This is a genomic window from Bradyrhizobium barranii subsp. apii, assembly GCF_011516635.5.
Taxonomy (GTDB): Bacteria; Pseudomonadota; Alphaproteobacteria; order Rhizobiales; family Xanthobacteraceae; genus Bradyrhizobium; species Bradyrhizobium barranii.
In genome coordinates this window covers 6,440,507-6,453,880 of the sequence record NZ_CP096255.1, presented here as the reverse complement: position 1 = coordinate 6,453,880, position 13,374 = coordinate 6,440,507, and the positions used below count along the sequence as shown (strand labels likewise).

The following is a 13,374-nucleotide window of genomic DNA, read 5'->3' as shown; positions in this document are numbered from 1 at the left end:
CTTCAGATCGGAATACCCGGCCGGCTTCGAATTGGAATGCATGGCCGGCTTCGTCGGAATCCGCAATGAACTCGGCGATCGCCTTGTAGTGCTGGTCGGTGAAGGTAAGGCTCGCCACCAGCGCGACCGGCGGCAGCCTCAAGCTCTCGATCTGCTCCTTCATCGGCTTGCCGTGGTCGATCACCGCATGCGCGCCGAGATCGAGGCACCATTTTTGCGACTCCGGCCGCGTCGCCGTCGCGAGCACCGTGAGGCCCGTGAGTCGTCGCGCGAGCTGGATCAGGATCGAGCCGACGCCGCCGGCGCCGCCCGTGATCAGCAGCGTGCGCGGATCGACGCTCTTGCCGGGCACCGCGCCGAGCCGGTCGAACAGCAATTCCCAGGCGGTGATGGAGGTGAGGGGGAGGGCTGCGGCCTGCGCGAACGAGAGCGACTTCGGCTTGACGCCGACGATGCGCTCGTCGACCAGGTGGAATTCGGAATTGGTGCCCTGGCGCAGGATCGAGCCGGCGTAAAACACCGCGTCGCCCGGCTTGAACAGTGTGACGTCCGGACCCACGGCATCGACGACGCCGGCCGCGTCATAGCCAAGAATCTTCGTCTCGCCCTCGGGCGGGGCGGCACGCTTGCGTACCTTGTAATCGACCGGGTTGGCCGAGATGGCCTTCACGGCGACGCGGATATCGCGCCCCTTGGGCTCGGGCTTTGCGGTCTCGAAATCGATCAGCGCGTCCTGATCCTCGATCGGAAGCGATTTTTTGTAGCCGACGGCCTTCATGGCTTGTCTCCATCAAATGGCGCGTAGCTTGTGATGTGCGCCTAGCCTGCTAACTGTCCCGCTAGCCCCGATTTGGCAAGTACTGTAAATTCGGGGATATAGTCCCTGTTTGGATACTATTGGGAAAACACGCATGAAGCGGCGAGATTTTACCCGGCGTCCCGGCTGCTCGGTCGAGGCGACGCTGGACCTGATCGACGGCAAGTGGAAGGGCGTGATCCTCTACCACCTCCAGGACGGCACCCAGCGCTTCGGCGAACTGCGCCGCCGGATGCCCGGCATCACCCAGCGCATGCTGACAAAGCAGCTTCGCGCGCTGGAGGAGGACAAGCTCGTCATCCGCAAGGTCTACGCCGAGGTGCCGCCGCGCGTGGAGTATTGCCTCTCCGAGCTTGGCGAGAGCCTGCGGCCGGTGATCGACATCCTGAAGGCCTGGGGCGAAAGCCATCAGCAACGGCTGTCATGCGCGCCGCCGCCCGAAGCGGAGCCGGTCAAGAAGCCGAAGCGCGCAGCGTAACTCTCCGGGAGCGGACTGTGCCGCTCCCGGAAGAGATAGCATCAGAACGCAAACTGCGTGCGCAACGCGACCGCATCGAACTTCGAGCCGACATCGGCTGTCGAGACCGGCGAGGCCTGCTTCGATACCGTGCCATGCAGATAGTCGAGCATGAAGCGCACATTGCCGTTGACGTACCAGTTGAGCGCCAGCGTGTAGACGGTTTGCCGCCCGCCGGCGATGCCGGCGGCGGTCGCCAACTGATCGTTCAGATCTATGGTCGAGTAGCGACCGGCGATCTCCCAGGCACCCCAGCCGCCGCCGTTGATCGAGAACGGATTGTTCGGCTTGACGCCGCCATAGGCCGCGTTGCTCGGATTGTACTTGCGCGATTCACCGGTCAGGACATAGGCCGCCTGTGCGTAGCCGCCCTGGAATTTCAGGCTCGACGTACCGATGGGCGCCACCGCGGTGTTCGCACCGCGATCGATGTTGAACCAGTAGTATTCGCCCTGGACCCAGAGCGGTCCATAGGTGGCCGCGGCTTCCACGCCATAGACCTGCGCGCCCGACACATTTGCAATCGCTCCGGTCGAGATCAGCGTCGTGGGATCGATCCGCAGCTCGGGACGATCGCTGAGCGTGAGCGTTTGCGTGTTCGCGAGCAGATTGCGCGGCGGCTGGATCAGCCATTCCGCGTCGGCGCCAAGATGCACCGAGTAGTCGTTGCCGCTCACGACCTGACCCGCAACGCGGGCGGTCGCGCCGTATTGCTCGCTGGTCCCGGGAGGTGACACGCTCGAGGCCGAGTGAATGGCACCCGAGGTCGGGCCGGTCACGTAAGCGCCGGCCCAGAACACGTCATTGTACCAGCGGGCACCGGCGGCGGAACGGAAGTCGCCGGCGGCGATATTTTGCGCGATGATGCCGACCGAGGCGCGTTCCATGAACGCAATGTCGTTGGAACTCGTGGATTCATCCAGGGTCCAGGCAAGGTCCATGATGCCGGCTTCGATTGCCATCTTGCCGCCGAACGGCTTCAGCCCCGTGTAGCTCACCCAAGCATTCTCGATGCCGGAGGTGCCTCCGCCCGGCAGGAAGCCGACAGGGGTCGCGCCGGCGGCGCCCGTGCCGCCAAATCCGTCGGACGAGCCCCCGAAATCGTAGATCAGCGCGAAATTCCAGTCTTCGAGGAATTTGCCGACGACACCGATGCGCGCGCGACGCACGTTTTCGCCGCTGTCCAGCTTTTGCGGCACAGTTGCCGCCGTGTTGGGACGATAGTCATAGCCGCCCATATCGTAGTGCACGCGACCGGTGATCGCGACGCAGTTTGCCCCATCGGCGGTGCAGATGGTCGGCCGGTTGTTCGGCATCGTCACGACGGCGCCGGACGCGGGCGCCGGTCCCTTGAGCGGGATCGCCGCGCTGGCATTGGCCACGACCGCCTTCGCCTCCGAGCGCGCTTCGGCCTTGGCCTCCGCCTTTGCTTCGGCTTTGGCCTTCGCCGTGGCCGCCGTGTTGGCGGCGGTCTGGCTCTGGAGCTTGTCGAGCTTCTGCTCCAGCATCTTCAATTGCTGCTTCAGCAGAGCGATCTCCTGATCGCTGCTGCTTGCCGTTTGGGCCTGGGCCTGCGAGGCCGCCAGCGCACCGGCGAGACCAATCGCGGTGGCTGCAAGTCTTGTCCTGCTCACATCATGACTCCATCGTTTGACGAACTTCCCCAAGTCGTAACGGGAGAGCCTAGGTATGAACGATGACTGCCCCGCGACGCTGCGCCCGGTTGCGCGGTTCCCACTGATGCCAATTCGCCGCAACCGAATCCGCTCGCCACCACAATGCTGGATGACGCGCATCATGCCAATCCACCGCCCAGGTAAATTGTCATTTCGCATGCGGGACTTGCACGCCGGACACACCGGAAAGGCGGCTGAATAATGCCCCCTGGCGCCCTTCTATTGGCGGGCGAACGCGCCTATATTCCGGCGTCTTTTCCGAGAGGTAGGAATGTTTCGATCGACCCGGACCGCCGTCATCACGGCATTGTGCATAGCGTTTTCAGCCCACCTCAATCCGGCCGCCGCGCAGGACCGTCGTGTCCCGTCCTCGCCCGCCGAGCTGCGGCTGTCCTATGCGCCGATCGTGCAGCGGGTGCAGCCGGCCGTCGTCAACGTCTACGCCGCCAAGGTGGTGCAGAACCGCAATCCGCTGCTGGACGACCCGATCTTCCGCCGCTTCTTCGGCGTGCCGGGCCAGCAGCCCGAGCAGATGCAGCGCTCGCTCGGCTCCGGTGTCATCGTCGATGCCTCCGGCCTCGTCGTCACCAACGTCCACGTCATCGAGGGCGCGGACCAGGTGAAAGTATCGCTGTCGGACAAGCGGGAGTTCGAGGCTGAGATCCTGCTGAAGGATCCGCGCACCGATCTCGCCGTGCTGCGCCTGAAGGACACCAAGGAGAAGTTTCCGACCCTCGACTTCACCAATTCCGACGAACTGCTGGTTGGCGACGTCGTGCTCGCGATCGGCAATCCCTTCGGCGTCGGCCAGACTGTGACCCACGGCATCATCTCGGCGCTCGCGCGCACCCAAGTCGGCATCACCGACTACCAGTTCTTCATCCAGACCGATGCGGCCATCAATCCCGGCAATTCCGGCGGCGCGCTGGTCGATATGAGCGGAAAGCTCGCCGGCATCAATACCGCGATCTATTCGCGCTCCGGCGGCTCGCAAGGCATCGGCTTTGCGATCCCCGCCAACATGGTGCGCGTCGTCGTGGCCTCCGCCAAGAGCGGCGGCAAGGCGGTGAAGCGGCCGTGGCTCGGCGCGAAACTGCAGGCGGTGACGCCCGAGATCGCCGAGAGCCTCGGCCTGCGTTCGCCGACCGGCGCGCTGGTTGCAAGCGTGGTCTCGAGCGGCCCCGCGGCCAAGGCCGGCCTGAAATCCTCCGATCTCATCACCGGGATCGACGGCCAGACCGTGGATGATCCCAACGCCTTCGACTACCGCTTCGCCACGCGTCCGCTCGGCGGCACGGCGCAGATCGACGTGCAGCGCGGCGGTAAGCCACTCAAGGTCACGATCTCGCTCGAGACCGCACCCGACTCCGGCCGCAACGAACTCGTCGTCACCGCGCGCTCGCCGTTCCAGGGCGCGAAGGTCTCGTCCATCACGCCGGCGGTTGCCGACGAGCTGCATCTGGACGCCGACACCGAAGGCGTCGTGATCACCGATCTCGGCGGCGACAGCGCGGCTGCGAGTGTCGGCTTCCAGAAGGGCGACATCATCCTCGCCGTCAACAACCAGAAGATCAGCAAGACCGGCGACCTCGAAAAGGCGGCGGGCGAACGGCCGCGGATCTGGCGCATCACGCTGGTGCGCGGTGGCCAGCAGATCAACGTCACGCTGGGCGGATGAGCCCGAAGCGACCACAGGAGACGCCAACTCTCTTTGCCGCGGCGGGGCTCGACCACGAGGCTCCGCATCCGCTGCCGGACCGGCTGCGCCCGCGCGCGCTGTCGGAGGTCGTAGGCCAGGACCATATCCTCGGTCCCGATGGTGCGCTGACGCGCATGCTGGAGACGCGCACGCTCGGATCGCTGGTGTTCTGGGGCCCGCCCGGCACCGGCAAGACCACGGTGGCGCGGCTGCTGGCCGATGCGACCGATCTGCATTTCGAGCAGATCTCCGCGGTGTTCTCCGGCGTCGCCGATCTGAAGAAGGCGTTTGACGCCGCACGCGCCCGCCGCGAGATGGGCAAGGGCACGCTGCTGTTCGTCGACGAGGTGCATCGCTTCAATCGCGCCCAGCAGGATTCGTTTCTGCCGGTGATGGAGGACGGCACCGTCGTGATGGTCGGCGCGACCACCGAAAACCCGTCCTTCGAGCTCAACGCGGCGTTGCTCTCTCGTGCGCGCGTGCTGGTGTTTCGCTCGCTCGATGCCGCCGCGATCGAAAAACTGTTCGCGCATGCCGAAGAGGTCGAGGGCCGCAAGCTGCCGCTCGATGACGAGGCGCGCACAGTGCTGGTGCGCATGGCCGACGGCGACGGCCGGGCCTCGCTGACGCTTGTCGAGGAGGTCTGGCGTTCGGCGCGGGCGGACGAGATTTTCAACGCGGCGCAGTTGCAGGAGATCCTGCAGCGCCGCGCGCCGATCTACGACAAGTCGGCCGACGGTCACTACAACCTGATCTCGGCGCTGCATAAGTCGGTGCGGGGCTCCGACCCCGACGCCGCGCTGTATTACCTCGCGCGCATGCTCGATGTCGGCGAGGACCCGCTGTTCCTGGCCCGCCGCGTCGTACGCATGGCGGTCGAGGACATCGGCCTTGCCGATCCGCAGGCGCTCGTCATTGCCAACGCGGCCAAGGACGCCTTCGACTTCCTCGGCCATCCCGAGGGCGAGCTCGCGATCGCGCAAGCCGTCGTCTATCTCGCCACCGCGCCGAAATCGAATGCCGTCTACACGGCTTTCAAGGCCGCGATGCAGGTCGCAAAACAGGCCGGCTCGCTGCTACCGCCAAAGCACATCCTCAATTCCCCGACCAAGCTGATGAAGTCCGAAGGCTACGGCGCGGCCTACGAATACGACCACGACGCCCCCGACGCCTTCTCCGGCCAGGACTACTTTCCGGAAGCCCTGGGCCGCCAGACCTTCTACGACCCGCCCGAGCGCGGTTTTGAGCGCGAGATCCGCAAGCGGCTGGATTACTGGGCCAAGCTGCGGAAGGAGCGGGGAGGCTCGCGCTAGAAACGGCCATTTCGCCGTGACGGGAGCCGGCTTTTAGGGTACGCAGGCAACCATGAGCCGCCGCATCAAGAGAATGAACCCAAAGCCCCGCTCGCGTGACGAGCGCGACGATTCGCGTCCGTTCAAGGCGCGCACTGTGAAGAAGGCGGGACCACGGCTGGGTGGCAAGCCGGGTGCGAAGCCGCCGCGCTTTGCGGCGGAGCGTGCCGAGCGGCGGCCGCCCAAGGCTGCGCCCGAAGCGCCTGCGCCGGCAAAGCCCGTCGAGGCGCTGCTGCCGACGAAGGTGCAGACCGTCAAGGTGACGGCTGACGAGAACAACATGCGCGTCGATCGTTTCCTGGAAGCGCGCTTTCCCGGCCTGTCGTTCTCCCACATCCAGCGCGTCGTCCGCAAAGGCGAGCTGCGCGTGGACGGCAAGCGTGTCGACAGCAAGGATCGGCTGGAGGAGGGCCAGAGCGTCCGCATCCCGCCGTTGAAGCTCGACACGCCAAAGGCCGTCGGCGAGCTGTCGGAAGGTGCCCAAAAGACGCTTCAGGCGCTCAAAGAGATGACGATCTACGAGGACGACGACGTCCTCGTCCTGAACAAGCCTCTCGGCCTCGCCGTACAGGGTGGCTCGGGCATGACACGGCACATCGACCAGATGCTGGAGGTGATGCGCGATTCCAAGGGTCAGAAGCCGCGCCTGGTCCACCGCATCGACCGGGAGACCTCGGGTTGTCTCCTGATCGCCAAGACGCGGTTTGCCGCCTCGCATCTGACCGGCGCGTTCCGTTCGCGGTCCGCGCGAAAAACCTATTGGGCGCTGGTGCCGGGTCTGCCGAAGCCGAAGCAGGGCCGCATCTCGACCTTCCTCGCGAAGGAAGAGAGCGAGGACGACACCATCATGCGCATCGCCCAGCATGGCGACGAAGGTGCCAGCCACGCGGTGACGTATTATGCGGTGGTTGAGACCGCCGGCAACAAGTTGACCTGGGTGTCGCTCAAGCCCGTGACCGGCCGCACCCATCAGCTGCGCGCCCACATGGAGCATATCGGCCACCCCATCGTCGGCGATCCCAAATATTTCAACATCGAGAACTGGCAGCTGCCGGGCGGACTGCAAAACCGGCTGCATCTGCTCGCGCGCCGCATCGTCATTCCGCATCCGCGCGGCGGCGTGATCGACGCCACCGCGCCATTGCCGCCGCACATGCAGCAGTCCTGGAATCTGCTCGGGCTCGATGCCAGCCGGTTTGATCCGATCGAGAACGCGCCGGAAGAGTAGGGATCGGGGCCTCGCTACCAGCCCCGTCATTGCGAGGAGCGAAGCGACGAAGCAATCCAGAATGCTTCTGCGGATACAGTCTGGATTGCTTCGCTGCGCTCGCAATGACGGTGTTGACGCAGTGGCGACTAGCCCGCTCACTTCCGAAACTGCTCCAGAAACACCCGCAGACTGTCATGCGGGCTTTCGACATCCGTGATCAGCCATCCCTCGGGTCCGTTGACCAGGACGAAGTTCAGCGTGACCTTCCGCCCGCGATTGTCGAAATTCGCCGCGACATAGGTCTTGTCGTATTGCCTGCGAATGACCGTGATCGCGACCGGGCCGAGCTTCCAGTTCGGGCTCTGCACCAGGAAGTCGTAGGGCTCGACCTTCGGCGCGCTCCAGGCCTTGCGCAGGCTGGGGTCGAAGAATTGCCGGGCGGAGGCGGCATCGCGCGGCAGGCCTTTTGACAGCTCCGGCGCGCCTTCGCCGTAATGCGCGTAGACATTGCGGACCAGCGATTCCGGGGTGCGGAAACCGGCGTCCGCCGCGGCCAGCCAGAGCCCGGCGAAAAGGGCCGCAATGCCCGCAAGTTCCCTCATGCCTTGCCGCTCGCTTTATCAGCCGCCGGTCTTGGCTTACAAGCCTAGCATCCAGAGACCGGGGCCGAAACGAGATGCGCGAATTGTTCGATGAGGTTGCGGGGCGGTCCCCGCTCGATCCGCAGGAGGCTGTGCGCCGGGCCGCGCGTACGCCGCAGCGCAAGCGCTTCTACAAGGAGGCGGGCGTGGCCGAGGCCGAGGGCGGCTTCGCCATCACGCTGGACGGCAGGCCGATCCGGACGCCATCGGCCCGCCAGGTGGTGATCCCGTCGCGCGCGCTGGCCGATGCCGTGGCCGCGGAATGGGCGGCTCAGGGCGAGACGATCGATCCCGTGACAATGCCGCTGACGCGGATCGCCAACAGCGTCGTCGAGGGTGTCATCGATCGCGTCGAGCTCGTCAGCGACGACCTTGCAAAATACTTCGAGACAGACCTGCTGTTCTATCGCGCCGGCCACCCCGAAGGGCTGGTCGCCCGCGAGGCCGCGCATTGGGACCCCGTGCTGTTCTGGGCCGCGGAGACGCTGGGCGCGCATTTCATCCTGTCCGAGGGCATCATGCATGTGAAGCAGCCGGACGAGGCCGTTCAGGCCGCCCGCGCGGCGCTGCCCGGTGATCCCTGGTCGATCGCGGCGCTCCACGTGGTCACGACCCTGACCGGTTCGGCGCTGCTGGCGCTGGCGCTCGCCCATGGCGTGCGCGATGCCGGCCAGGTCTGGGCCGCCGCCCATGTCGACGAGGACTGGAACGCCGAGAAATGGGGCGTGGACGAGGAGGCGGCTGCCCGCCGCGCCGCCCGCCTGAAGGATTTTGAGGCCGCCGTGGCAGTGCTGGCGGCCGTGAAGCCGCAAGCGAACAAAGGTCCTTAACGAGAGGCAGAGGACCGATCGAGCGAAATCAAGGGTTTACACGGGGCGGTTTTCCACGCTCTCTGCATGGCTAGGAATACCCGCGCACAAGACCGCCGCCCCGATTTTGGGGCGGCGTTTTTCTTGCTGGACAGGCTTATCCCGCGCGGGTGTATGATCGCCCTTGGCCATGGCGGCACCCATGGTTTGAGGGTCAGACCGGGCCGGAGCGCTCCAACGCTCCGGCCCGTTCGCCTTAAGAATGATCGCTATCGGTCGCCTATCGCTTCATGTTCATCGTCATCCGGCAGATCAATGACCTGATGAAGGTTCGTTACACGGTAGCCCACTGGTCTGCCGCCCTTTGTCTGCACATTGATGTCCACGATGAAACCCTTCTTGAAAAGGTTGTCGTCGGCATCCCGTATCTCATGCTTTATCCGCTGCTCAGCGAGGTCGGATGCGTAAATCAAGGGCAGCTCCCGATCTGATATCGCCTCTACCATAACCAGTTCGCCAGTACGCTTACCGACCTGCGGGCTCCTTACGTTCGCTTGCCGAAAGACCATCAACTCGCGCTGGAAATCAGAACTGTCCTTCCGTTCAAGTCTCTTACGGTGTTCCTCGATATGCTCAACGGCTCGCGAAGCCTCTCTGGACGTGAACTTGACAGCAGCTTTGACTTTGCGCTTACCGTCCTCGAAAACCAGCGCCTCAAGCGAGGCAGACCCATCAGGATCGTTTGCGATGGCAACGAGCGAGCCCATGAAGTCTTTCAGGTCCGATCTGGACGCCTCCGGTACCTCGCCGCCTTTTTTGAAATATGCTTTGAGCTTCGAGCCGTAGTTGCGCACGAAGTCATTAACGGCGTTGACCTGTTCGATGCTGGAAATGATCTGCGGCGCGAACATTGCGAAGGGCACAAACGGCAGTAGCTCGGCAATTATCGAGCCCTTCTTTATTTGCTTCACATAGATGCGCGCTTCCGGCCCTAGGTCTGGGTGGTTCTCTCTGATGAACTTGTCGTATTGCGACGCAACAGAGGTAAACTCAGCGACGAAGTCCCCTAGCTCAATCGGGTTCTTCGTTTTGATCTTTAAAATGATATGCGCCGCAGCCCCGCCCATCGTCACATCAGCCCCCGCCCCATGGGCCACATCATAGGTTGCTCGTTACGGTTGTCGATGTCCTTTGAGAACCATTTTTTCGTGCAGGGCGGCCGGACAGTCGAAGGGTAGCGGTCCCCTCCCGCCCGCATCAAAAAGGGCCCCAACCCACGTTAGGGCATGAGCCGGGGCCTTGAGTTTTGCCCTCACGAGCTTGAGGGCGTCGGGGAAACTTGGCAAAAGCCGCGACGTTCCTGGCGCGTCAGAACAGCGGGGGAGGCGGGATGCTTCGGGTTCTTTCTTAGACGCTTTTGGAATTCGCAGGTGGACCGGACTTTGTCTTGGGCAACCGGATCAAGTACGGGCGATCGCGATGGGTGGCATAGATACCAACCCAATATCGATGGCTCGGCCAGTCTGTCAGCAGATCGCGCCGGGGACGCGCGTACCCGGTCCATTTTTTTAAGGGTTCAAGATCGCCCGGTATATTCGGCGGGTATCCGGCCATTTGTGGGTTGGCTACGACAAAGCTTTTTGCGGGCTTGATCCTAAGCCGCTGCCACCACGTCATCTCGAAGATGACCATGTTTGTGATCATCGTCGGTGTGCGGCCTCGATTGGTGACGGTCAGGATAGTTAAGTCCTTTTCCTCGACGCCCCTTCCCGGGCTCACGATCATGCCATCGACCATGAGGCTCAGTTGTAGCCGGGGCTTGTTCTCGATCCACGTTCTGAGGTTGAGGAGAAACGCGCACGACGACACCACGGCAGCATAAATCGCAATCCAACCAGTTGCCTCGATATTCATAGAAGCGCCGCCTACTTCTCGGGGAAGAGAGCGCGGTTCCACCGCGGGTCGGCCGGGACACAGGAGGCACTGACGTTACCGGCGCCCATATCCGATCGGAGTTTTTCGCGAGCTGCGTCGCATTGGCTCGAGACTAAGTAACGCAGGGTCGGCAATGCTGTGCATGGTCCGAACGTGGAACGAATGCAGCCTACTAGCAGAAAATCGCTGTCAGCCTTCGCCCCGGTCCCCATCGCGGCAAGCGCGGCCGCGATCACCATCAGTCTTCTCACACCTGCTTCTCCCACCCGCTGCAACTTAAGGCAGAATAAGGGGGCCGTTGGGCGCCCGGCAATCACACTCCTGGGTCCGGGCGGTCGCTTTCCACAATCATCGATGCGCACCCTGAGCGCGCCCACATGACACCGAGGAGAAGGAGCAAGCCATCCCGCGGGTCCCAGGGGATGGCGTACTCAATACGCGGTGCCATGAGCCGCGATCTAGGCACCAGGCAGGAAATCGCAGTTCGAAAGAGCGGGGCTGAGCCCGCCACGGCGGCCCCAGGGCACCGCGTGCGCTGTTCTGACGCGCGCAAGGAACATCGCGACTTTTGCCAAGTTTGCCCAACGCTTCAAACTTTTAGGGCACACTCAAGGGCCCCCAACTCATCGCCCCATTTGGGCTGGGGTCTCTTTTAATGAGGCGTGATTTCAAGCTCTTGGCGAGCTCCCGCTAACGTTGTATTAAACCAAAACTTATGGTGGCGCGTGCAACTTTTTCCTAAGCCGGAGGTCGGAAGCAGTGGAGGTGAAGCTCGGTCCGAGGTTCGTGCATATTGTCGATGACAATGCGACCTTCTGCAAAACGATAGGAGATCGCCTAGAGGAATTCGGTTACGAGGTTTCGGCCTATCCTTCGGCTCAGCATCTACTGGATCACTTGCCGAGCAACGAGGTGCCGAGTTGCATCCTTCTTGACGTGCGGTTGCCGGGAATGAGCGGTCCAGAGCTGCAAGAGCGCTTAATCGAACTAGGCTCAACGCTGCCCATTATATTCCTGACTGGTTACGCTGATTTTCCGGCTACGGTGCGGACCATCAAGGCAGGTGCGCAAGATTTTCTGATCAAGCCGATATCTTCGGACCAGCTTCTTCAAGCGGTCGAACGAGCCTTAGCGCAACACGACGCGGCGCGTCCCCTGAAGAGCATGCGCGAAGCCTTTCTTTCTCATCTTGCGACCTTGAGCCCACGCGAGCGGCAGGTCTTTGAACTGGTCATTCGCGGCAAAATCAACAAGCAGATCGCCAGCGCTCTGGGCACGACCGAGCGCACGATCAAGGCGCATCGCTCTAACGTGATGGCCAAAATGCAGGTTCGGTCGTTGACGGAACTAGTTTCGCTTTCGGAACGGTTTGGCGTTCTTGCATCGGGCGGCAGAGACCAGCTAGCAGAATAGCAAGTAGGCCCAATCACCAGCCGAGCCGCGCCCACATGGTACCGAGCAGCACGAGCAGGGCGAGCCAGACCAGCATGAGGACCATCCCGCGCGCGCGTCCGATTAAGGCGACCCGTCCGGCGGGCGTCGCCAGCGCGACGACAAACAGCGTGACGATGACCGCGACGATGACCAGGCCGAAAGGGGTCATGGCTGCTCAAAGCAGGGATAGTTGGACGGTGGCCCCGGGCCCGTGGGTTTCGAGGAACGCCTCAAGGGATGGAGGAACCTCGCCGCGCACGGCGCATCGCTGTTGCAGCGCCTCGGCAATGTCCTCGGAGGCATCCCGCGACCAGCCCTCACCAGTGTTGAAGCTCACGATGCGGGCCGGGTTGCTGAATTGCCCCTCCATCAGGTGGCTCAGAAGCGTCTCGCGGTCGGTGTGCTCCTCGTCGGTCTCGGTCCAGGCCCGGCCAAGACGGCCGCCGAAATCATCCAGCACCAGATAGATGTCCCGCTCGGAACCGGGCACGATCGACGGCGAGATACGCATGACGCTTTCTCCATCAACCCGCTAATCCAAGCGGGTCGTGCCGGGGGCGTCAAGTTTGGTCGTTGGGGATCGCCAGTTAGACGTTTGTTGGTTGAAGTTGCTACCTAAACTCATCGTCGACATCGCAGAACGTGCGATTGATCTCCAGTTCATCCCGGACCGCAACAATGCACGGGTTTGGAACGACCACGTCACAAAGCCTGTTGTCCTTCCTGAAATGACCGTTGTGGTCGCACCCCCCCCATTTTTTTGGAGCGTCAGATGAGCAAGCGCAAACCGGCGACAGTACCAAAGCGCGCCCGCAATCCGAAAACCGCGCGGGCTCAACGGAACAAGCAGGCCATTGTCAGAAGCCCGAAAGAGAATTTACTTCGCTCTGTTGCGGCTGTCTCGATTGAACCGCCTCCTGAGCTTCATGATGATCCTAAACACGAGGTTCCTGTCATTGAGCCTCGGGTGAATGCCTTACCGGATGACGTCAGTCAGAGAATGACGGGTAGCGATCCAACGAAAGGCTTTGCTTTGGCGACGGCAAACATGCAGGCGTATCAAGCGAAGCTACTTGAGATGGCCGGGGCCAACGCGCAATTTGCGCTTGAATTCAGCCTAAGACTTGCGACGATCAGGTCACCAACTGAATTTTTCAGCGTCATTACGGAGTTTACAAGTAGACGGGTCGATATGTTCGGGCAGCATTCGAGAGAACTGGCGGCATATCCGTTCTGGCGCATCGAGCCACCCGGGCAGCCCACGGCTCTGCCGGGACGATAACT

At 62.9% G+C, this 13,374-nt stretch carries 13 protein-coding genes and 1 pseudogene; 7 read left to right on the top strand and 7 right to left on the bottom strand.

From position 1 onward, the window contains the following. Window positions 1-43: 43 nt before the first annotated feature. A pseudogene (locus tag HAP41_RS30825) lies at window positions 44-778 on the bottom strand (zinc-binding alcohol dehydrogenase family protein); the annotation flags it as partial. Between the two features lie 133 nt (window positions 779-911). Here HAP41_RS30825 and HAP41_RS30820 point away from each other — a divergent pair. Further along, on the top strand, window positions 912-1,295 hold the full coding sequence (locus HAP41_RS30820; protein ID WP_028151187.1) for a winged helix-turn-helix transcriptional regulator: 384 nt from the start codon (window positions 912-914) through the stop codon (window positions 1,293-1,295). A gap of 41 nt (window positions 1,296-1,336) precedes the next feature. Here the strand turns inward: HAP41_RS30820 and HAP41_RS30815 are convergent, their stop codons facing one another. Further along, a complete protein-coding gene (locus HAP41_RS30815) occupies window positions 1,337-2,968 on the bottom strand; it encodes an OprO/OprP family phosphate-selective porin (RefSeq protein ID WP_166093039.1) in 1,632 nt (543 codons plus the stop codon). 313 nt (window positions 2,969-3,281) lie between these two features. On the opposite strand from HAP41_RS30815, the gene HAP41_RS30810 reads away from it, so the two are divergent. The 3 genes from HAP41_RS30810 to HAP41_RS30800 are packed head-to-tail and all read left to right on the top strand — an operon-like array spanning window position 3,282 to window position 7,289. Further along, window positions 3,282-4,688: a DegQ family serine endoprotease gene (locus HAP41_RS30810; RefSeq protein ID WP_166093047.1), complete on the top strand. Its 1,407-nt coding sequence runs from the start codon at window positions 3,282-3,284 to the stop codon at window positions 4,686-4,688. Next, the gene (locus HAP41_RS30805) at window positions 4,685-6,022 is read left to right on the top strand and encodes a replication-associated recombination protein A (RefSeq protein ID WP_166093054.1); all 1,338 of its coding nucleotides are present in this window, start codon (window positions 4,685-4,687) and stop codon (window positions 6,020-6,022) included. The genes HAP41_RS30810 and HAP41_RS30805 overlap by 4 nt, the downstream gene beginning before the upstream one ends. 52 nt (window positions 6,023-6,074) lie before the next feature. After that, window positions 6,075-7,289: an RluA family pseudouridine synthase gene (locus tag HAP41_RS30800; RefSeq protein WP_135214968.1), complete on the top strand. Its 1,215-nt coding sequence runs from the start codon at window positions 6,075-6,077 to the stop codon at window positions 7,287-7,289. Window positions 7,290-7,426: 137 nt separating this feature from the next. On the opposite strand, the gene HAP41_RS30795 is transcribed toward HAP41_RS30800, so the two are convergent. Further along, window positions 7,427-7,873: a hypothetical protein gene (locus tag HAP41_RS30795; RefSeq protein WP_166093059.1), complete on the bottom strand. Its 447-nt coding sequence runs from the start codon at window positions 7,871-7,873 to the stop codon at window positions 7,427-7,429. Between the two features lie 74 nt (window positions 7,874-7,947). Here HAP41_RS30795 and HAP41_RS30790 point away from each other — a divergent pair, with 74 nt between their 5' ends. Further along, a complete protein-coding gene (locus tag HAP41_RS30790) occupies window positions 7,948-8,742 on the top strand; it encodes an ATP12 family chaperone protein (RefSeq protein WP_166093071.1) in 795 nt (264 codons plus the stop codon). A gap of 248 nt (window positions 8,743-8,990) precedes the next feature. Here the strand turns inward: HAP41_RS30790 and HAP41_RS30785 are convergent, their stop codons facing one another. After that, window positions 8,991-9,848 (bottom strand): hypothetical protein, encoded by an 858-nt coding sequence (locus HAP41_RS30785; protein WP_166093079.1) that lies wholly within the window; start codon window positions 9,846-9,848, stop codon window positions 8,991-8,993. Window positions 9,849-10,128: 280 nt separating this feature from the next. After that, entirely contained in the window at window positions 10,129-10,635 is a 507-nt protein-coding gene (locus HAP41_RS30780; RefSeq protein WP_166093085.1) for a hypothetical protein, read from the bottom strand. 786 nt (window positions 10,636-11,421) lie between these two features. Between HAP41_RS30780 and HAP41_RS30775 the strand changes: the two genes are divergently transcribed. Next, window positions 11,422-12,069: a response regulator transcription factor gene (locus HAP41_RS30775; protein WP_166093092.1), complete on the top strand. Its 648-nt coding sequence runs from the start codon at window positions 11,422-11,424 to the stop codon at window positions 12,067-12,069. A 13-nt stretch (window positions 12,070-12,082) separates the two neighbouring features. On the opposite strand, the gene HAP41_RS30770 is transcribed toward HAP41_RS30775, so the two are convergent. Next, window positions 12,083-12,259, bottom strand: coding sequence for a hypothetical protein (locus HAP41_RS30770; protein ID WP_166093099.1), 177 nt, complete (start codon window positions 12,257-12,259; stop codon window positions 12,083-12,085). Window positions 12,260-12,265: 6 nt separating this feature from the next. Continuing rightward, complete coding sequence (locus HAP41_RS30765; RefSeq protein WP_166093107.1) at window positions 12,266-12,601, bottom strand: hypothetical protein; 336 nt, start codon at window positions 12,599-12,601, stop codon at window positions 12,266-12,268. A gap of 261 nt (window positions 12,602-12,862) precedes the next feature. On the opposite strand from HAP41_RS30765, the gene HAP41_RS30760 reads away from it, so the two are divergent. Next, the gene (locus tag HAP41_RS30760) at window positions 12,863-13,372 is read left to right on the top strand and encodes a phasin family protein (RefSeq protein WP_166093118.1); all 510 of its coding nucleotides are present in this window, start codon (window positions 12,863-12,865) and stop codon (window positions 13,370-13,372) included. The last annotated feature ends 2 nt before the right edge of the window (window positions 13,373-13,374 follow it).